Origin of the sequence: Dethiosulfatibacter aminovorans DSM 17477, from assembly GCF_900142005.1 — a bacterium.
In the GTDB taxonomy this organism is placed as follows: domain Bacteria; phylum Bacillota; class Clostridia; order Tissierellales; family Dethiosulfatibacteraceae; genus Dethiosulfatibacter; species Dethiosulfatibacter aminovorans.
The window spans coordinates 357886-377791 of the sequence record NZ_FQZL01000004.1 but is presented as its reverse complement, the minus strand read 5'-3'; the positions used below and the strand labels follow the sequence as shown (position 1 = coordinate 377791).

Below are 19906 nucleotides of genomic sequence, written 5' to 3'. Positions count from 1 at the left end.
ATTGTGCAATATTCCCCACTGCTGCCTCCCGTAGGAGTCTGGACCGTGTCTCAGTTCCAGTGTGGCCGTCCACCCTCTCAGGCCGGCTACCCATCGTCGCCTTGGTGAACCGTTACTTCACCAACTAGCTAATGGGACGCGAGTCCATCTTATACCACCGGAGTTTTGATATCTTGATCATGCGATCAAAATATGTCATGAGGTATTAATCCCGATTTCTCAAGGCTATCCCTCTGTATAAGGCAGGTTACTCACGCGTTACTCACCCGTCCGCCGCTAAGAAACATCCAACACTCAAATCTCACATTGTGTCAGCAAGCTTTTTTCGCGCAAAGACCTCTCTGCTTGAATACGCATCGGTCTTGTGCTGCTTACTCACTCTTTATAAAATCTCAGTGTCGGATATTTCTCCGCTCGACTTGCATGTGTTAGGCACGCCGCCAGCGTTCGTCCTGAGCCAGGATCAAACTCTCGTTTAAAATCTCTATTTAAGGCTTTCGCCTTTAACTCATTTCTTACACTGACTTTTTTTTTTTTAAAAAGTCCCAAAATTACTTTTGTTTGTTACATAATTAACTCTAAGAATTACGTTGACTATGTGTTATTCTATTGTCCAGGTGCATTGCCGAGCAGCAAATTTTATTATTCGCGACCAGGCTAGGTTCGTTGCTGTTGCTTGCGTTGCTCGTTTTGACAACTTGTGTAGTATATCATCTATACTCTTCCGTGTCAATAACTTTTTTAAACTTTTTTTACTTCTTTTTTTACTTCCATTTTACATGGTTTATGTCGTTTCTTCTCTGTCATGTTTGTTGATTTAAGTTCTTTTTTATTGCTCCCTTTTGGGGTGCTTTATTAGTATAGGGATTTACACCATAAAAGTCAATCATTATTTTTTACTTTTTTTGATATTTTCATCAATTGTTTTCCATATGATTTTCCTTACATATTATATACACATATATCGTCACTCATCACAAACTTAACCTTCTTCAAATAATCACTCACTTACTCAATAAAAAACCAGGATATTCCAAAGCTATCAACCTTGAATTCCATCCTGGTTATATTTAACAATATTTCAATACTTTATTCTCCAAAGGTTTCCTTAACACTTTCCAGCCTCTTTCTTATTGGAACATTGTAAGGGCACCTTGGCTCGCAGATTCCACACTTTATGCAGTCTGAGGCCTTTGAAAACAATCCTTCATATCTTTTTAAGGCCCAGTCATTGAGAGAATAACTTTTAACGTAATTCTCCAGAAGCATTGCTGCCGGTATGTTTATCCCCTGGGGACAAGGAAGGCAGTATCCGCATCTTCTACAAAAGTCCGTACCAATCTCTTTTGCAATTTTTTGGATTTCAACTTTTTCTTCATCCGTTAGTAGAGATAGATTTTCTGCTACTGATGCATTCTCCACTACCTGCTCTATACTGTCCATTCCCGGAATTGCCAAGGTAACAAAATCCGTATTTAGTATATATTTTAGTGACAGTGCCGGCTTTGGAAAAACACCTCCTGCCACCGGCTTCATAATAATTACACCAATGTTCTTCTCTGCCGCCTTTGAGAGAACGTCCGCTCCCTGGTCTTCAACAGGGTTATAGGGAAATTGAAAGGTATCAAACTCTTCATAGTCAAGGGCCTTTTCAAGAATTTCATGGTTGTGGCTTGTTATCCCTATATGCCTTATCTTTCCTTCTTCCCTGGCTTCAACCATTGCTTTCAAAGCTCCATCTTCTGAAACCACATCGGAAAACTGACCTCTTGTACCAGCATTGTGTATCTGATACAGGTCTATATATTCGACTCCCAAGGCTTCAAGACTGTCGTCAATATTCTTTTTCATTTCAAAATAATTGTAGGCCATTGCCTTTGTAGCAATTATGAAGTTTTCCCTTCCGACCTCCTTAAGAGCCTTTCCTATATGGCTTTCACTAACGGTATATCCTCTTGCTGTGTCAATAAAATTGATTCCCCTGTTTTTACATTCCCTGATTATTTCAAGCGCTCCATCCTCCGTAACTTTTTGGATGGGTATGCCGCCAAGTCCTACTACCGATACTTTCAACCCCGTCTTTCCCAGCGTCTTAAATTTCATGCATTCCTCCTAACCGAAATATGAATTGAACAGCTTCTTTACATATACAGAATCGAAATACTCCGTTTCCTTGTATGCAGTTTCCTTGTCGTGGTTCTTAATGGACATGGCAATTGAATTGAGCGACTGCGCATGCCATTTAGGATTCTCGCAAACATATTGTATGTATCTCAAAAATCTAACTATTACATCGTTTAGTTCTTCAAGCATTCCTGTCAGTATTTCATTTCTGCATATGTCCCTTATTATCTTGAAAAACTCATAGTCCGCTGCAATATATTTCAAATAGTCGCTGTTTCCGTTGAAAGACTCCATTTCATAAGCTATTTCAACGAGTCTTGCAGTCTCTTCAGGCGATGCATACTCAGCCGCCAGCTCCGCTGCATAAGCTTCCATCTTCTTTTTGACCTGATATGCGTTTTTAACTTCCTTGATATCTATCTGCGTTACATAGGTGCCTACTCTTGGTATCATATTTATCATTGATCTGTTTGACAACCTCAAAAGAGATTCCCTCACAGGAGTTCTGCTTATGTTGAATTCAGATGCTATTTTCTTTTCCTCTATAATATCACCCGGTTTGTATTCCAGATTTAATATCCTATCAAGAACAGTGCTGTACACATGATCATTTATATTCCTTGCTTCCATTTTGCCTCCCTAGTATTGAATTGATATATTAACACTATATATAGTATAGCACAACATGGGTTGTTTTGTTATATTAAGTTGTTTTTAGTTTGATCATTGTCCGGATCTAATCCTTTATATGAATATGCCGGTTTGATACTTCAATATTTAGTCCCCACACTCCTAAATTATATAAAAGACTTTTGTTGAAATTCAATGCACCATGCTGTAAACTTGTCATAGAAAGAACGCTTTTTGTGATTTGTTTGTATTTGGTAGCTCAAACTTCATCACAAATCTGGGTTCTTTTCTTTAATTTTTATGAATATTCCAAGTTTATATTTCACTATATGACATAAATTAATAAATAAAAATAATATTAGGAAGGTAGCAACGATGATAAGAAACTCAAAACCAGACGACAAGAATATTGTCTCCGAACTGATAATTGTAGCAATAGAAGACCTTGCCAACACATTCACTGGGTACAACGATGAAAGATCAATAAAAAACGAGATGGAAAATCTCTTTGCCGAATCTGATAACCGCTTCAGCCATAAATATTGCAAAGTGATTGAAATTGACGGTCAGGTTGCAGCATCAGTCATTTCATATCCTGCTTCCGAAATGGAAAAGCTGAACGAAAAAATAATCGAAAGGCTGAGGATAAGATTTAGCTCAGACGATGATTTGTTCACAGAGCATGCTGAAAGAATACGCAGATCCAAGGAGGCATTCGACGGCGAGTACTATATAGACAACCTTGCAGTTGTCGAAAAATACAGAGGCAAGGGACTGTCAAAGATTCTTGTTGAAGCGACCGAGAAGGAAGGACTTGAGATGGGATACAGAAAGATTTCCATCCTTGCAGACCTGCACAACGAAAAGGCTTTCAATATCTACAGGAAACTTGGCTATATCAAAGACTGTGAGCTTGAGGTTCTTGGACACAAATATCACCATCTCGTCAAAACTTTTGATGAAAGCAAATAAATTTCCAAAATATTTCAACTTTTTTAACTCCTCATGTGTCTATAGTATGTAAGGAGGATTACAAAACTATGTCGACATACAAAAAGAAACATCTGATATTTGCAGATTATGTAAAAAACAACCAGAATAATTTCTACAGACTTGCTTACAGTTATGTAAAAAACAGGGAGGCGGCTCTTGATATCGTTCAGGAATCACTTTGCAGAGCCTTTGACTCTCTCGACTCCCTGAAGGACATGTCCAGCATCAAAACCTGGATATACAGGATAATTGTCAATTGCAGTCTGGGCTATATAAGGAAAAACAAAAGAATAATACTGACGGAAAGCATCAACGAAGAAATCCAGAGCGACAGCCTCAATATTGATGAAAGCATCGACCTGTTCAACGCCATCAATTCGCTGGATGATGATCAGAAAACGCTTATTACATTGAGATATTTTGAAGACATGAAATTTGATGAAATTTCAAAGATAGTCAGCAGCAATATAAACACTGTCAAGTCAAGGACCTATTCGGCAATAAGCAGACTAAAAAATATTCTGGAAGGAGAGCTGTAATTATGGAGAAAAAACTAAAGGAAGCAAAAAAAATTTACGAATCAATACAAATACCCGAGGAGTTGGACGAAATGGTAAATAAAACGATAAACAACGCAAACAAAAAAAGCCCTTCGAAACTGAAAATAAAAAAAGGATTTTTCACTGCTACGGCGGCCGCAGTCATGATATGCGGAGCCTTGACAATAGGGTTGAACACAAACGAAGCCTTTGCAAATTCAGCATCTGAAGTACCAATCATCGGCAATATCGCAAGGTTGCTGACATTCTCAGAATTCGAATTTCAAAGCGAGGTTATTGTTGCCGATATTAGAATTCCAGAAGTGAATTTGAATGATAAAGCCCTTGCGAAGAAGATAAATCTTCAGATATACAGAGAAATGAAAACATGCCTTTCCGAGTCCGAGACAAGAGCGCTCGAATACAAAGAGGCCTACCTGGCAACAGGCGGAACAGAGGAAGACTTCATCCCTATAGATGTAAAGATGGATTATGAACTGAAGTCTATTGACGAAAAAATCCTGTCCTTCGTATTGTATCATTATGAATCTCTTGCTGCCGCGTATTCCGAAACCCAGTACTATAACATCAATCTTGAAAATGATGAAATACTTAAATTGGAAGATATTTATGGAAACGAATACATGAGCATTGTAAACAGCAGCATTGAAGAGCAGATAGAGCTGGAAAATTCTAAATCTGAAAACAATGTGTATTTTGAGTTTGACGGAATAGACGAAAATCAGAAATTTTACATAAATGAAAAAGGCGAGACCGTAATAGTATTTGACAAGTATGCTATCGCTCCCGGCAGCATGGGTATGCCTGAATTCATAATAGAATAACAAATCAAAATCTGCAGCAGATAAGCTGCAGATGGTAGTATAATATTAATGGTGTGATCTTCCTAATATGATATAAAATACTAATATCATTAGGAAGATCACACCATTATGATTATTGGACAAAAACTAATATATCCCCTTTTCCCCTTTCCTATATCCTCTCATATATTTTCCCGGAGAAATTCCAGTAAACTTTCCAAAGGTTCTAATAAAATGGGCATTATTGTTGAAGCCAGACAATTCCCCTGCCTGCTGCACGTTGTATCCCTTCCTCAAAAGCTCCCTTGCCAGAAGAATCCTTGAATTTATGATATAGTCCATTATGGTAAATCCTGTAACAGACTTGAAAATTCTGCTCATATGATACTTGCTCATGTAAAATTTCTCCGCCAGAAAATCAAGATTCATATCTTTTGCAATGTTACCATTTATATATTCAAGTATTGGAGATACCCTGTTAAAGCCTGAATTGTCAACATAAGCAAAATAATCCTTGTTGCCTACAAAATTGCTTACCTCCAGTACAAGTTCAAGAAAGGCTATATCCCTTTTCAAATCACATCCGAAATTGTCACAATCGATGGTTCTGCATTTCTCCAATAAACTAACCAGATACTCCATCTCATCTTCAGCTAGTCGTACACATTGTGTAATACTTCCAATAGCAGTTACAAGATCCGTCTTTTTGGTAGATATTTCCCTGAGTACATCCTTGGAAAAATGGACAACATATCTTTCATAGAGGTCACAATCATTAGCAATAGTCTTGTGGAGAACAGTATCCTTTAAGATTATGAGCGTACCCCTTTTAAGAGGATACAGCTTCCCTCCAGCAAACAAACTTCCTGCGTCGGAAAGCGAAAGCAGCATCTCATATTTGTCATGGAAATGATGTTTGCTCATGGACCATTCATTGTCTCTGTTCAGCTTGATAGTATATTCAAAATTCATAAAAACCTCCAAATAAATGATATCACAAATCCCACTCCATAGCAATATATGCAAATTTAACGGCAATTTATCAAAAGACTTCACAGATAAATGGTAGTATACTAAATAATGAAATGTTGAATTTTATATAAATTCCTAAATATTAATCAAGGAGTCAATAATGGTGAATAGTTTAATCAAACCTATGAGTGATGAATTTACCGAATACCTGAAGGATGAGTCAAGAACAGTAGGAAAAGCTGACAGCATCTCATTTCCGAAGGAAGAGAGTGAAATAATCCAGTTGATCCAAAATTTGTATCCCAAGGAAATTCCAATAACCATACAGGGTGCAAGAACCGGTCTTGCTGCCGGGGCAGTTCCCCAGGGCGGACACATAATGAACATATCAAGAATGGACAAAGCTACTTCCATGAGAAAGGATGAAAATGGCATTTTCCATGTTACCGTTCAGCCTGGCATGATTCTTTCCAATCTTCGTGAATCCATATCCGGAAGAAAATTCAATACGGAGTGCTGGTCTGAAGAATCAAGGAAAACATTTTCGGAGTTCTGCAAGTCTGAAGAACAGTTCTTTTCTCCCGATCCTACGGAAGCCTCAGCCACAATCGGAGGCATGGTTGCCTGCAATGCCTCAGGTGCAAGAAGCTACTTATATGGACCTACGAGGAACCATGTGACAAGGCTGAAGCTTGTACTATACAATGGCGAAACCATTACTCTGAAAAGAGGAGAAAACTTCTCCAAGGGAAGAATCCTGGATCTCGTTACCAACATCGGCACGTCTATGAAAATCGACCTGCCCACATACCAAATGCCTAAAACAAAAAACGCTTCCGGATACTTCATCGAAGACAACATGGATGCCATAGATCTTTTCATAGGTTCAGACGGAACACTGGGAATAGTCACGGAAATTGAACTTCAACTTCTACCACTGCCTGAACATATCTGGGGAGTCAGCTGCTTTTTCGAAAACATGGACAACTCTGTAGAGTTTATTGAAATCATACGCAGAAAACTTGGGAATATTGCAGCTATGGAATTCTTTGACGGCAATGCCCTTGTAATACTGCGAAGACAAAAATGTGAAAATCCAGGCTTTTCAAGATTGCCGGATGTAGAAGAAAACAAGAAAGCCGCCATATATCTGGAATTGCACTGCAAAGATGAAAATGAAGCAATCACGGGACTCAGAACCATCAGCACATCCATGAATGAATCAGGAGGATGCAGCAATGACACCTGGGTTGCGCGGAACGATTCAGACAGGGACAGGTTGATTTTCTTCAGACACGCAGTTCCTGAGAGTGTAAACATGCTCATAGACGCGAGAAAGAAAAATAATCCATCAATAACAAAACTGGGAACTGACATGTCCGTTCCCAATGAAAAACTGGCCCACATAACAAAGACCTACACAGACATGCTTGAGGAATCCGGTCTCCAATCTGCCATATGGGGACATATAGGAGACAATCACCTCCATGTGAACCTCCTTCCCAACAATGATGAGGACTATGCAAAGGGAAAGGAACTCTACAGCAAATGGGCAAAGATTGTTACAGACCTTGGAGGTGCCGTATCGGACGAGCACGGTGTTGGAAAGTTAAAATCCGAATTTCTGACTGTAATGTACGGAGAAAAACATATACGGGAAATGGCTGAAATGAAGAGAATCTTCGACCCCAAGGCATTGATCGGAGCAGGAAACATGTTTACTCCATTGAAAGGAGGTTCAACTGAATGAGGACCATAGTATGTATCAAGCAAGTTCCTTCAACAAATGAAGTAAGACTGGATCCTGAAACTAAAACAATAATCAGAGACGGACGTCAATCAGTAACAAACCCCTTTGACACCTATGCAATAGAACAAGCTGTTCAAATCAAGGAGCTTCTGGGTGGAGAAGTTATTGGACTAAGCATGGGCATCCCTTCAACAGAAAGACTGTTGAGAGATGCCATGAGCAGGGGCGTAGACAGCTCATTGCTCCTGTCCGACAGATCCTTCGCAGGTGCGGACACCCTTGCAACTTCATACACTCTTTCCCTTGGAGTCAGAAGCATCGGTGACTTCGACCTAATACTCTGCGGAAAGATGGCTGTTGACGGCGATACTGCCCAAATAGGCCCTGAACTGGCTGAAAACCTTGGAATCCCACATGTAACGGATGTAGTAGAATTGGTTGAAGTGAGCGAAGAAAAAATATTGTGCAAAAAAGCTACAGACAAGGGTCATCAGATTCTTGAAGTTGACCTGCCTGCTCTTATCACCGTAGTAAAGGATATAAATATGCCGAGACTTCCCTCCATACCCGGAATAGAATTCAGCCTTAATGCTCCTTTTGACATAAGGAATGCGACAGACCTCAATGCGGACACTGCAAGAATCGGTTTGTCGGGAAGCCCCACCCAGGTGGTAAAGACATATATTCCCGAACGAACCAGAACAGCTGTGGAACTTACCGGCGATACGGAAAGCCAGGTAAAAGGAATAATGAAAATCATTGAGGAGGTGATCTGATTGTCCTGTTTAATAATTGATTCAAAGAAATGCGTAGGATGCGGCATATGTGCAAAAAGCTGTTCTTCCAATGCACTTGAAATCAAAAACAGCAAGGCGGAAGTCAACGACAACTGTGTTTTGTGCGGTGTTTGTTTAGATGCATGCCCCTTCAATGCACTGTCAATAGAAAAAGAGGAAAACTCCACATTTGACTGCTCAGAATACAGTGACATATGGGTCTTTGCAGAACAGCACAAGGGTGAAGTATTACCCGTTTCCCTTGAACTCATAGGAAAAGGAAGAGAACTGTCCAAGGAAAAAGGATGCAACCTTTCTGCAGTTCTGATAGGCAGCGATATCCGTTCTAAAGCTGAAAAACTTATAGCATACGGAGCAGACAAGGTATACATCTGCAATGACAGCGATCTCGAAATCAATTCAGACGAAAGATACACCGATATATTCAGCAGGATGATTTCCCAGTACAAGCCTGAAATTCTTCTTCTTGGGGCAACTGGTTTTGGAAGATCCCTGGCACCAAGAATTGCAGCAAGGGCGAAAACAGGCTTGACAGCCGACTGCACATTCCTTGAAATAGATAATGAAACAGGACTGCTTCATCAGACAAGACCTGCATTCGGAGGCAATCTCATGGCAACCATCATATGCCCTGGCCACCGCCCTCAAATGGCCACTGTACGCCCCGGAATCATGCCTATCCAAAACCCTGATTATTCAAAGGAAGGTGAAATCATTTCTATTGAATATGAAGATAATATAGACAAAAAGATAAAACTCATTGAAGACATATTGGCACCTGAAGTTAAAACAATTGCCAATGCTGAAATCATTGTTGCTGTAGGCCGAGGTATAGGTTCGCAAAAAAACATAGCTCTTGCCCAGAAGCTTGCATCACTATTAGGCGGAAACATAGGTGTTTCAAGACCTCTAGTAGATATAGGCTGGAGTAGCCAAAACAACCAGATAGGACAGACGGGCTCCTCAGTCTCTCCTAAACTCCTTATATCCTGTGGAATATCCGGTGCAATCCAGCACCTGGCCGGTATAAGCGGGGCCAAAAATATAATTGCAATAAACACCGACCCAGATGCTCCAATTTTCAATGCGGCCCATTACAAGGTCGTAGGCGATTGCGTAGAAATCCTTAAAAGTCTGATATCTAAAATTGAGGAAACAGGCAGCTTTAAGAAAATAATATAGAAAATCACCATTGCATACCCAAGCCAGTCATTGGAGGATTGTTTTAACACGAGACAGTCCTTTTTTGCATATTTTTACATGTCTCCCCATTGCCAAATCATGCATCATATAGTATTATTTTAGTATTAATAGTCTCTACAGGAGGAAAAACATGACAAACGAATCACTGGTAAGAAAACCCCTGACGGAACAGCTGTATGACAGGATAAAGGAAAAGATAATTTTCCAGGAACTCAAGTGCGGTGAAAAAATAAATATTGACGAGCTTAGCAAATCATACGGAGTAAGCATCACCCCTGTAAGGGAGGCAATCAACAGGCTTTCACAGGAGGGGCTTGTTGAATTCGTTCCCAATGTGGGAGCCAAGGTTTTCAAGATGAACGAGGAAACACTACGGAACATAAACGAGGCATGCTATTATTTCGAAAAACTTGCCTTCGACTATATCTGCGAAAACAATCTCATCGATGAAGTCATAGCTGAAATGGAAGAAATACTTGCCCATCAATCGGAAGCGGATGAAAAGGGAGACGAGATTGAATTCTTCAAGAATTCTAAGAAGTTTCACGAGATAATGATAAGCAGGATTGACAACGAGGTGCTGAAAAAGCCCCTCTACCAGATCCACGGCCAGTACAACATCGCCAACAAGGTGGTGTATACGAATGCGGAATACAGGAAAAACAGCGTAAAGGAACATACGGAACTTCTTAACGAGCTAAAGAAGGGCAAGAACAAGAAGGTACACAAGCTGTTGAAATCCCACTATTTCGATTCCTACGAGAGATATTCGGGGTATATTTTTGAGCATATCTGATTGTCACAGTAATAGAAATTGAACATTGAAGGGACATATGCAAATAATAGCTATATGTCCTTTTTGTTGTTCAAGAAGCAGGAAAGTTTCCTTAAACTCATATTCAGAATTTATAAAAAATCATTAATATGGGTATATATTAATCATACAGCTGGAAAAAATATGAAATATACAGGGGGAATCATAATGAAAAAACTGATTGTGATTATAATGATACTGTCCGTATTGCTTACAGGATGTCTCGACGTACAGGAAGTAGACGAGTCCCAGACAATAGATCCTGACACCCTGGAAATGCCAAGTGTGGAACCACCAAAGCTTAGACTGCCTGAATTCAAGCTGCCAGATTTTAAGTTGCCCGATATAAAATTCCCTGACATTAAGCTTCCCAGCTTCAAGTCATCAGACTCTGAATAGTGTGAATACTGATACTTTTCAATTTTCTATGAATAATTACTAATAAGTGTTTATATTACCAACTTTGCACACTTAATTATAATAACAAAAAACCTCTAAAACCCTATTAATTCAATTATATAATAGGTATACAAAGGGATTTATTTCCTTATATTATGAAAAAAGATGATTTTAGTTAACTAAGGTCATCTTTTTTTTTCAAATGATTTCAAAAAGGAAAGGTTGATTATTTGACAATATATCATGCAGGATATATCATGTAATCAAATAAAGAAACACTCCTAAATTGAAACGACATTAAAAATATAAATATTAAAGGAGAACATTATGGCAAACTACATACCTGAACCGTTTAAAATCAAGATGGTTGAACCACTTAAGAAGACTACACGGGAAGACAGAATCAAGATATTGGAAAAAGCCAACTACAACCTTTTCGCAATCGACTCTGACGATGTTTACATCGATTTCCTCACTGACAGTGGTACTGGAGCAATGAGCGACAAGCAGTGGGCTGGAATTATGGTTGGAGACGAGTCCTACGCAGGTGCAAGAGGCTATAGAAATGTTGTCGCTGCAGTTCAGGACATTTTCGGCTACACTTATGTTCAGCCTGTACATCAGGGAAGAGCCGCAGAGAAGGTATTGTTCCCCTACTTCATCAAGAAGGGATCCTACTCAATCTCAAACATGTTCTTCGACACTACAAGGGGACATGTTCAGCTTCTGGGTTCAAGACCCATAGACTTCACCTGCGATGAATCAAAGGACACCGGAAACTACTACCCTTTCAAAGGAAACATGGACATAGAAAAGCTTGAAGCTTTCATAGACGAGTACGGTGCAGACAAGGTATCGGTAATCGTGATGACAATCACAAACAACTCCGCCGGCGGACAGCCCGTTTCCATGCAAAACATGAAAGACGTAAGAAAGGTTGCCGACAAGCACGGTCTCAAGATAGTGATCGACTCTGCTAGATTTGCAGAGAATGCATACTTCATCAAAAACAGGGAAGAAGCATATGCAGACAAGTCAATAATGGAAATAACTAAAGAGTTTTACTCTTACGGTGATGCATTCACAATGAGTGCAAAGAAGGATGCCATCGTAAACATGGGTGGACTTATCGCCATCAAGGAAGACGAAGCAATGTACGAGGCAGTCAAGGCAAACACCATTCCCAACGAAGGATTCGTTACCTACGGCGGACTTGCAGGAAGGGACCTTGAAGCACTTTCAATAGGACTTTACGAAGGTATGAGCTACGAGTTCCTCGAGTACAGAATAGGCCAGATAGAGTACACAGGAGACCTTCTGAGAGAGGCTGGTGTTCCTATCCAGTACCCGGTTGGCGGACACGCCATATTCGTTGATGCAAAGGCCATGTTCCCCCACATTCCTTACAACGAGTTCCCGGGACACGCACTTGCCCTTGAACTTTACATAGAAGCCGGAATCAGGTCCTGCGACATCGGATCTTACATGCTCGGAAACGACGCTGAGACAAGAGAGCAGATTGAAGCACCAACTGAATTCACAAGACTTGCAGTACCAAGAAGAGTTTACACCCAGGCTCACTTCGACATCACAGTTGAAGCCCTCAAGGCAATCAAGGAAAGAGCCTCGGAAGTTAGCGGATACAGAATCACCTGGGAACCAAAGATAATGAGACACTTCACAGCTCACCTTGAGCCTTTAAAGAAGGAAGCTACGGTTTAATCCAATTAACAGTCCCACTATTGAGATTTACAATTCAAATTAAGAAACCTCTGTTGTATGAGCGCATTCATACAGCAGAGGTTTTTAATTCGGCCTACCTGGATATTTGTTGATTTGTTAGAATCTAGCATTCCTCGCTTCTTAATGTAATTGCCTTGTCTCCATTGATGAATTCATCCAGCCTTTCGATCTGGTTTTTGAATATTTTATTCAAGACTCCGATAATTTTACCTATCCCTACTGCTGCAATTATGGTACCTTCCCTTACTCCTATTAGTCCGCCCAAAAAAAGCAGAGAAAGAGCAGCAGCCACTACAACCATTGTAGTATCAAAGAAAGACTTGATCCTATGGAATTCCATTCCTGTCACCTCGTTAATGGCCAGCATGCATCCTTCCGCAGGCAGGGGAATTAAAGCAGCACGCAGGTAAAGGATGATTCCTATGGCTACCAGTACCATGCTGATGAACAGGAAGACCAATCTCATTATATAGCTTTCAGGCGGAGACATAAAAACAAACATATAATTTGTCAGTGTAACAAAATATCCGAATATGGTGGAAAAAACAATCTGCAGAAGATTTATGGGATTGAACTTCCTTCTAAGCAATACTATCTGCAGCAATATGAAACTCGAAAATACGACTATGATCAGATGTCCCTGTTCTATGCCCGAAATAAGACTCCAAATGTATGGAATTGAATTTACAGGAGATATACCCAACTGTGATTTTATGGAAAAGGTGACTCCCAGAGCGAGGAAAAACAATCCCAAACAATAAACAAATATTTTTTTAGCTATTTTCATTATACATCCTCCAGCTTTCATTTACTTTATATATAGCAAATAGCAAGCCAACAAATGGAGCAATAAAAAAAGACTTGAAAATCGCTGAATTCCAACGTTTTTTAAGTCTTCGTCTCGTATCCGAAAAAATATAAGCCTATTAATTTGTATATAAAGTATACTGTTGACCACAAGAAATAAGCAGAGATATGTATATCTTGTATACATTCACCCCGCTACACAGCCTTTTTTATAGGATAGATAAGGGGATAGTCATGCTCCTCGTCGTGCTGCACCTTCACTTCTATGTTGAAAGCAGCCCTAATGTTTTCACTGTTCATTACTTCCCTTGGCGTTCCTTCCGCGAATACCTTTCCCGCCTTAAGGAGTACTATGTTGTCGGAATACTTTGCTGCATGGTTCAGGTCGTGGAGCACCATGAGAACAGTAATGTTTTCCTTCTCATTGAGCTCCTTCACAATCTCCAATACCTCGAACTGGTATGCAATGTCCAGAAAGGTAGTCGGCTCGTCAAGGATAATGAGCTCAGGCTCCTGCGCAAGAGCCATGGCTATCCATGCCCTCTGTCTCTCTCCTCCTGAAAGCTCGCTGAGAAGCTTGTACTTGTGGTCCTGGATGTTTGTCTTTCTTATGGATTCCTCGATTATCTCATAGTCCTTCCTGCCGAGTCGTTCGTACCACTTGAGATAGGCATTTCTTGAAAGGCTTACCAGATCCCAAACCGTATAGTCGCTTGGAGCCTTTGGATTCTGTGGAAGATAGGTCACATTTTTTGCCCAGTACATGCTGCTCAAGCTCTGTATGGGCTTTTGCTTGAAGAATATTTCTCCGCTGTCTATCTTTTTCTGCTGTGTAAGCGCCTTGAGAATGGTAGACTTTCCAGATCCGTTGGGCCCGATGAGGGTGTTGATTGTCCCCTCCTTGATATGGATGTCCACCGAGTCTATTATTTTTTTCTTTCCATAGCTTACATGGATTTTTTTTGTTTTAATCATCGTACTTGAACCTCCTTCTCAAGAGAAACAGAAAAAACGGAGCACCTATAAGTGACATGATTATCCCAACAGGTATTTCCATAGGCTTGGCTATGATTCTTGCCACCGTATCACAGGTCATGATGACCAGAGCTCCCGTAAGTGCGCTTGCAGGTATCAGAAACCTGTTGTCTGATCCTACTATGAGCCTGGTCATATGTGGAATGATAAGGCCCACGAATCCCAGCATTCCCACTATACTTACGGATGAAGCCGCAAGAAGGGACGCTATTCCTATGAGTATGAGCCTGGTTTTCTCAATGTTCACACCCAGGTTCGAAGCAATCTCATCTCCAAGAAGAAGGATGTTCAGCTTCTTGGAAAATACTATTGCCAAAAATATTCCCACTGCCGCATAGGGCAGCAGAATCCTGAAATCCGACCACATTTTTGCTGACAGGGTACCAATTGTAAATGATATCTGGTTTGTAATCCTGTCCGGGAAAAAAATCAGTATCGTATTGATGATTGCCGATATCACCGATGATATGGCAACTCCCGCCAGGACCATCCTTAGGGGCTTTATCCCATCCTTCCATGATATAATATATATTATCCATGTCGTGGCAAAAGCTCCCAGGAATGCAGCAGGAGTCAGAAGATACTCCATCTCAGGCCACAGCACCAGAGTCAATGCCGCCGCAAGTCCTGCTCCGGAGTTTACTCCAATGATTGTCGGTGATGCCAGGGGATTCTTCATAACCCCCTGAAGAATGCATCCCGCAACCGAAAGGCACATGCCTACCAGGCCGGCTATAAGGGTTCTGGGCATTCTCAACTTCCATATTATGCTTCTGTTGGTCGTTTCTGCATCTGTGAAAATGCTGCGCAGAATCTCAGCTGTATCGAGGTCGACAGCTCCGTATCTTATGCTTAATATGAAGGCAATGAACAACAATATGCTCACTGCCGAAATATATGTAATTTTTTTTCTGATTAATAGATTATGCTCCATAATGTTTGGAAATATTATTCAAATACACCTGGGTATATGATCTTGGCAAGATATTCGAATGCTTCAGCATATCTTGCATTTGGCTTGTACATGAAAAGGTCCTTTGGCATGTAGTATACATTTCCTTCCTTCACTGCCTTAAGGTCAGCCCAGGCATCCTTTGTTGCAACATTCTCCTCGAAGTTTGCCTTGCATGCTTCTACATCTCCCATGGTGTTTATTAGTATGAAGTCAGGATCCTTCTGAAGCATAACCTCAAAGGAATAGTCAACATATTTTGCTCCCTCTTCGAATGCATCCATTGCTATATTTTCTCCGCCCAGAAGCTTGAACATGTCTCCCACAAGGGTTATGTCCGAGTTCAGCTTAATGCTCTTTGCAGAAGTGTAAAGTATTGCCGCAGAAGGCTTTTCCTCTACTGCATTTGCCTTTTCAATTATTGCATCACAGTCTCCCACTATCTTCTGGATATCAGTTGCAAACTTCTCTTCTGTACCGTTTATAAGGGAGAAAAGATAAAGCATCTTTTCAAAAGTATTGTAAGGCTCGATGCTTGTATCTAAAAGTGCGCATTCGATTCCGTTTTCATCGGCAAGCTTCTTAACATCATCAGCTGTCGAATATGTAGATGATATAACTATTAGATCCGGCTCAAGTGCAACAAGCATCTCCATGTTCAATGATGTAATTTTTCCAAGGTCTTCGATGTCCATTGCAGCTTCCGGAACATTTGTAGTTCCGCTGACTCTTCCTACAGCCTCTCCACCGGCCATATACCACATGTCAAGTATTGAGTTCATGAGGACTACAACAGTTTCAGGGTTTTTGGTAATCGTAGTCGCATCGCCTTTTGGATCAAGGTATGTTACCGCTTCCTCAGTGTTTTCAAGTACGAATTCAGGGAACATTATCTCAGTTCCTTCTGCAGTCTGTTCCGCTTCGTTTTCTGTAGGTTCTGCCGGTGCAGGCTCCTCCGCCTTTGTTCCGCATCCCGTGAATGCTCCCATCACCATCATAAGTGCCAATAAAATCGCCAGTATTCTTTTCATTTTAACTCCTCCAAATAATCCATAATGTTTTTAATTAGTGTTTTCTTGTCTTCAAACCACTCCCCATCGGCAATTGGTCTGTCAAGCAGGTGTGTTTCTATGTTTGACTCAAGGGCCGATTCGATTTTTTGTCTCGTACCCCCGTTTGGTCCGCTGTTTTTCAGCACCATATGCTCAATATGGCACTGTTTGTAGATTTCCCTGTTAAACTCCTCTGAAAAAGGTCCCTGCATTGCTATTATCTGGTTTGACTTGAAACCAAGGTCCCAGACCTTTTCCATTGATTTCCTTATTGGAAGTACCCTTACATAGAGCCTTTCAACAGGCAGATGTTTAGTATATTCCTCAAGCTTTCTGCTTCCCGTAGTCAGCAGTATGTTTCCTTCAGTTGTCTTGAGGTTTACACAAAGGGATTCTATGTCCTCATATACATTTACCTTCTCCCCCAATGGGATTTCCGGCCTTATATATTTGAAAAGCCTTGTACCCGCATTACTGCATGCCTTTTCAATATTATTGGAAATTATCTCGGCATAGGGATGCGTAGCATCAACTACAGCCTGTACATTTCTTTCCCCTATAAATTCTTCTATCTTTTCCACGTCCATCTGTCCGTAGATAGTTTCAAGGTTGTCCATTTCTTCAACCATAGCCACTCCATGTTCAGTCAAGGTGGAAAGTATTGTTTCATATCCCGATCCTGCCAGGTCCGATGCAATCTCCCTTCCATCCTTGATGCCGGAAAAAATCAGTATCAAACCAGATAACCCCTTGGAGTGATCATCATGTTGTCCTTGGCATAGGTCATTTCATTTCCTATGATGACTGTTGACGTCATGTTGATTTCACAGTCACACATGTCCTTGAGGGTTGTTATTTCCTTCGATTCGTCTTCTCTTCCCGAATTTCTCACTATTCCTACAACAGTGTCTCCGGGCTTGTACTGAAGGAGGATGTCCCTTGCCTCTTCTATCTGTGTAGTCCTTCCGAAGCTCTTAGGATTGTAAAGGGCGATTACAAAGTCTCCCTTTCCTGCACAGTGGAGCCTTTCCTTGATAAGGTCCCATTCTGTTAGAAGATCGCTCAGACTTATGGTTGCAAAGTCATGCATCAGTGGAGCTCCAAGTATTGATGCACACGAGCTTGATGCCGACACTCCCGGGATTATCTCTATTTCCGAAATATTCATCTTTCCCTCTGCCAGCTGGTAGATAAGGCCTGCCATGCCGTATATCCCTGCATCACCGCTGCTTACCAAAGCAACCTCCTTGCCTTCCATTGCCAGGTCTATTGCCAATTGACATCTCTCTATTTCTTTTTTCATCCCTGTGTTTTCAGTAACCTTGACTTCTGGCAGTATTTCCTTGACAAGCTGGATGTATGTCTTGTAGCCAACTACGACATCTGCATTCTTCAACGCTTCATATGCCCTGTAAGTCATATTGTCCTTGTTTCCGGGACCCATACCTATAACGTATAACACTTTTCTTCCTCCCATATGGACAGCGTCATTCCATCCTTTGACGTCTTGCCCGTTATTTTCTTTCCGAAATTAGACCCTGCATATCCGCTGGTTTCACTGACAGAGCCCACGCCGGTTATTTTCTTTACAAACTTGGAAACTCCAAACCTGTCTTCATATTTTACAAGTTCCTCTGCAGGATAGGTGACAAACTCTATATTGTTTTTGCAGCTGAATTCTATGATGCTTTTCTCATTCGCCTTCAAATCTATTGACGATATCCTCTTTATTGATTTCATATGAAGATTGTTTCTTTCCATCTCTTCCCTGATGAAGGCTTCAATCTTCTCAAAAGGGGTATCCCTTCTGCATCCCACACCAAGGACTGTGTTCCTGGGTATCAAAAGGGCATCCCTTTCACCCAGAACTGCATCTCTCTTGTTTGATATGACTATCCTGCTCACTGCCCTTTCATCATAGCCTGCTACAATATTTGCCGGCAGATTCTCTCCGGAAATTTCATAGTCCCCTGTGATTGAGACAATGTCGTCGTTTATGATATCTGCCGTTACATCCTTGGCACTTTCAAAGGATCCTATGGCACAGTCAAGCTTCATTGCTATGATGTCAACGGCAGTTTTTCCCACTACGTCAGACATTGTGGTTATTACAGGCTGTGCTCCGATTTTTTCAGCCAGTTGCAATGCCTTTTCATTGGCTCCGCCAAGATGTCCGGAAAGGAGGCTTATTACAAAGTCCCCCTTGCCGTCCATTACAAGTACTGCAGGGTCCACGGACTTGTGCCTGAGATAAGGGGCAATGTCCCTTACCACAATTCCCGTAGCCATTATATATACGATTGTCCTGTAGTTTTCAAAGAGATATCCGTTGAAGTCCTTGAATCTTCCGGGAATGGCCCTTAGCTGAAACTTGCCGCCCCGACGGTCTGAAACTCCATCTCCATCCAGATATTTTTCAAGAGTGTAGATATCCGAGTCGAAATGTTCTCCCACCTTCAAGGCTGTTTCAAGCCCCTTTGCGGACAATGTCACTACGGCCCAGTTCATTACTTCGCCTGTCTGTATTCGTGGGTGAACTTGCTGTCGTAAAGCTTTGATTTTTCGTATTCGGTTTCTATGAAATCCCCAACAAGTATCTGTGCAGTCTTCTTGATGTTGTGCTTCTTCACATTTTCAGCAAGTGTTTCAAGAGTGCATATTATGATTTCCTCATCAGGCCATGTTGCCCTTTTTACAACTGCAACGGGAGTTGTAGCTGCATAGTGCTTCGTGAGCCTTGCAACGACCTCGTCTATCATTCCCACCGACAGGAAGAGAGCCATGCTTGCCCTGTGCTTTGCCAGTTCTTCAAGCTTTTCCTTTTCAGGCACGGGAGTCCTACCCTCAAGTCTTGTACAGATGACAGTCTGCGACACTCCCGGCAAGGTGAATTCCTTCTTTATTGCCGCTGCTGCTGCAACAAAAGAGCTGACTCCCGGAACAACCTCGAACTCAATACCGTGCTTTTCAAGCTCGTCCATCTGCTCCTTTATTGCTCCATATATTGAAGGATCTCCGGTATGGACTCTTGCAACAGTCTTTCCTTCCTTCACTGCCTTGATTGTCACATCCAAAACCTCATCAAGGTTCATTGATGCACTGTTGTAGATTTCATCACTTTTCTTGTTGAAATCAAGAATCTCCCTGTTCACAAGGGACCCTGCATAGATCAGCACATCAGCCTCTTCTATAAGCCTTGCCCCTCTCAGAGTAATCAAATCCGTTGCACCTGGTCCGGCGCCTATAAAATATACCTTACTCATCTTATTTCT

20 protein-coding genes and 1 rRNA gene are annotated in these 19906 nt (G+C 41.2%); 9 read left to right on the top strand and 12 right to left on the bottom strand.

The window, feature by feature from the left end; translation table 11 throughout:
* The 3 genes from BUB05_RS01785 to BUB05_RS01775 all read right to left on the bottom strand — a co-directional run.
* Window positions 1-479 (bottom strand): 16S ribosomal RNA (locus tag BUB05_RS01785); the annotation flags it as partial.
* Between the two features lie 610 nt (window positions 480-1089).
* Window positions 1090-2103 (bottom strand): aldo/keto reductase, encoded by a 1014-nt coding sequence (locus BUB05_RS01780; protein WP_073046168.1) that lies wholly within the window; start codon window positions 2101-2103, stop codon window positions 1090-1092.
* 9 nt (window positions 2104-2112) lie between these two features.
* Window positions 2113-2754 (bottom strand): GntR family transcriptional regulator, encoded by a 642-nt coding sequence (locus tag BUB05_RS01775; protein WP_073046165.1) that lies wholly within the window; start codon window positions 2752-2754, stop codon window positions 2113-2115.
* A 375-nt stretch (window positions 2755-3129) separates the two neighbouring features.
* On the opposite strand from BUB05_RS01775, the gene BUB05_RS01770 reads away from it, so the two are divergent.
* The 3 genes from BUB05_RS01770 to BUB05_RS01760 all read left to right on the top strand — a co-directional run bounded on the left by BUB05_RS01770 (window position 3130) and on the right by BUB05_RS01760 (window position 5131).
* Window positions 3130-3726 carry a GNAT family N-acetyltransferase gene (locus BUB05_RS01770; protein ID WP_073046162.1) on the top strand — a complete coding sequence of 199 codons (597 nt, stop codon included), beginning with the start codon at window positions 3130-3132 and terminating at the stop codon, window positions 3724-3726.
* Window positions 3727-3794: 68 nt separating this feature from the next.
* The gene (locus BUB05_RS01765) at window positions 3795-4286 is read left to right on the top strand and encodes an RNA polymerase sigma factor (protein WP_073046159.1); all 492 of its coding nucleotides are present in this window, start codon (window positions 3795-3797) and stop codon (window positions 4284-4286) included.
* A gap of 2 nt (window positions 4287-4288) precedes the next feature.
* Window positions 4289-5131 (top strand): DUF3298 and DUF4163 domain-containing protein, encoded by an 843-nt coding sequence (locus tag BUB05_RS01760; protein ID WP_073046156.1) that lies wholly within the window; start codon window positions 4289-4291, stop codon window positions 5129-5131.
* A gap of 126 nt (window positions 5132-5257) precedes the next feature.
* Here the strand turns inward: BUB05_RS01760 and BUB05_RS01755 are convergent, their stop codons facing one another.
* On the bottom strand, window positions 5258-6082 hold the full coding sequence (locus BUB05_RS01755; RefSeq protein WP_073046153.1) for an AraC family transcriptional regulator: 825 nt from the start codon (window positions 6080-6082) through the stop codon (window positions 5258-5260).
* A gap of 160 nt (window positions 6083-6242) precedes the next feature.
* Here BUB05_RS01755 and BUB05_RS01750 point away from each other — a divergent pair, with 160 nt between their 5' ends.
* The 6 genes from BUB05_RS01750 to BUB05_RS01725 all read left to right on the top strand — a co-directional run bounded on the left by BUB05_RS01750 (window position 6243) and on the right by BUB05_RS01725 (window position 12767).
* Complete coding sequence (locus BUB05_RS01750) at window positions 6243-7832, top strand: FAD-binding oxidoreductase (RefSeq protein ID WP_073046151.1); 1590 nt, start codon at window positions 6243-6245, stop codon at window positions 7830-7832.
* Window positions 7829-8608: an electron transfer flavoprotein subunit beta/FixA family protein gene (locus tag BUB05_RS01745; RefSeq protein ID WP_073046148.1), complete on the top strand. Its 780-nt coding sequence runs from the start codon at window positions 7829-7831 to the stop codon at window positions 8606-8608. Before BUB05_RS01750 ends, BUB05_RS01745 begins: the two co-directional genes overlap by 4 nt.
* A complete protein-coding gene (locus tag BUB05_RS01740; protein WP_073046145.1) occupies window positions 8609-9811 on the top strand; it encodes an electron transfer flavoprotein subunit alpha in 1203 nt (400 codons plus the stop codon).
* A gap of 151 nt (window positions 9812-9962) precedes the next feature.
* Window positions 9963-10628 (top strand): GntR family transcriptional regulator, encoded by a 666-nt coding sequence (locus BUB05_RS01735; RefSeq protein ID WP_073046142.1) that lies wholly within the window; start codon window positions 9963-9965, stop codon window positions 10626-10628.
* 186 nt (window positions 10629-10814) lie between these two features.
* On the top strand, window positions 10815-11045 hold the full coding sequence (locus tag BUB05_RS18530; protein ID WP_139257913.1) for a hypothetical protein: 231 nt from the start codon (window positions 10815-10817) through the stop codon (window positions 11043-11045).
* Between the two features lie 327 nt (window positions 11046-11372).
* On the top strand, window positions 11373-12767 hold the full coding sequence (locus BUB05_RS01725; protein WP_073046137.1) for a tryptophanase: 1395 nt from the start codon (window positions 11373-11375) through the stop codon (window positions 12765-12767).
* A 124-nt stretch (window positions 12768-12891) separates the two neighbouring features.
* Here BUB05_RS01725 and BUB05_RS01720 read toward each other — a convergent pair whose 3' ends face one another.
* The 8 genes from BUB05_RS01720 to cobM all read right to left on the bottom strand — a co-directional run bounded on the left by BUB05_RS01720 (window position 12892) and on the right by cobM (window position 19897).
* Entirely contained in the window at window positions 12892-13575 is a 684-nt protein-coding gene (locus BUB05_RS01720; RefSeq protein ID WP_073046134.1) for a YczE/YyaS/YitT family protein, read from the bottom strand.
* A gap of 215 nt (window positions 13576-13790) precedes the next feature.
* A complete protein-coding gene (locus tag BUB05_RS01715; RefSeq protein WP_073046130.1) occupies window positions 13791-14570 on the bottom strand; it encodes an ABC transporter ATP-binding protein in 780 nt (259 codons plus the stop codon).
* Window positions 14563-15516, bottom strand: a complete 954-nt coding sequence (locus BUB05_RS01710) for a FecCD family ABC transporter permease (protein WP_245819698.1) — start codon at window positions 15514-15516, stop codon at window positions 14563-14565. The genes BUB05_RS01715 and BUB05_RS01710 overlap by 8 nt, the downstream gene beginning before the upstream one ends.
* Before the next feature lie 62 nt (window positions 15517-15578).
* Window positions 15579-16613 (bottom strand): ABC transporter substrate-binding protein, encoded by a 1035-nt coding sequence (locus BUB05_RS01705; RefSeq protein WP_073046124.1) that lies wholly within the window; start codon window positions 16611-16613, stop codon window positions 15579-15581.
* A complete protein-coding gene (cobK, locus tag BUB05_RS01700; protein ID WP_073046121.1) occupies window positions 16610-17371 on the bottom strand; it encodes a precorrin-6A reductase in 762 nt (253 codons plus the stop codon). Before cobK ends, BUB05_RS01705 begins: the two co-directional genes overlap by 4 nt.
* Window positions 17368-18096 carry a precorrin-3B C(17)-methyltransferase gene (cobJ, locus tag BUB05_RS01695; RefSeq protein WP_342747068.1) on the bottom strand — a complete coding sequence of 243 codons (729 nt, stop codon included), beginning with the start codon at window positions 18094-18096 and terminating at the stop codon, window positions 17368-17370. Before cobJ ends, cobK begins: the two co-directional genes overlap by 4 nt.
* Window positions 18081-19142: a cobalt-precorrin 5A hydrolase gene (locus BUB05_RS01690; RefSeq protein ID WP_073046115.1), complete on the bottom strand. Its 1062-nt coding sequence runs from the start codon at window positions 19140-19142 to the stop codon at window positions 18081-18083. Before BUB05_RS01690 ends, cobJ begins: the two co-directional genes overlap by 16 nt.
* A complete protein-coding gene (gene cobM, locus BUB05_RS01685) occupies window positions 19142-19897 on the bottom strand; it encodes a precorrin-4 C(11)-methyltransferase (RefSeq protein ID WP_073046112.1) in 756 nt (251 codons plus the stop codon). The genes BUB05_RS01690 and cobM overlap by 1 nt, the downstream gene beginning before the upstream one ends.
* Window positions 19898-19906 lie beyond the last annotated feature (9 nt).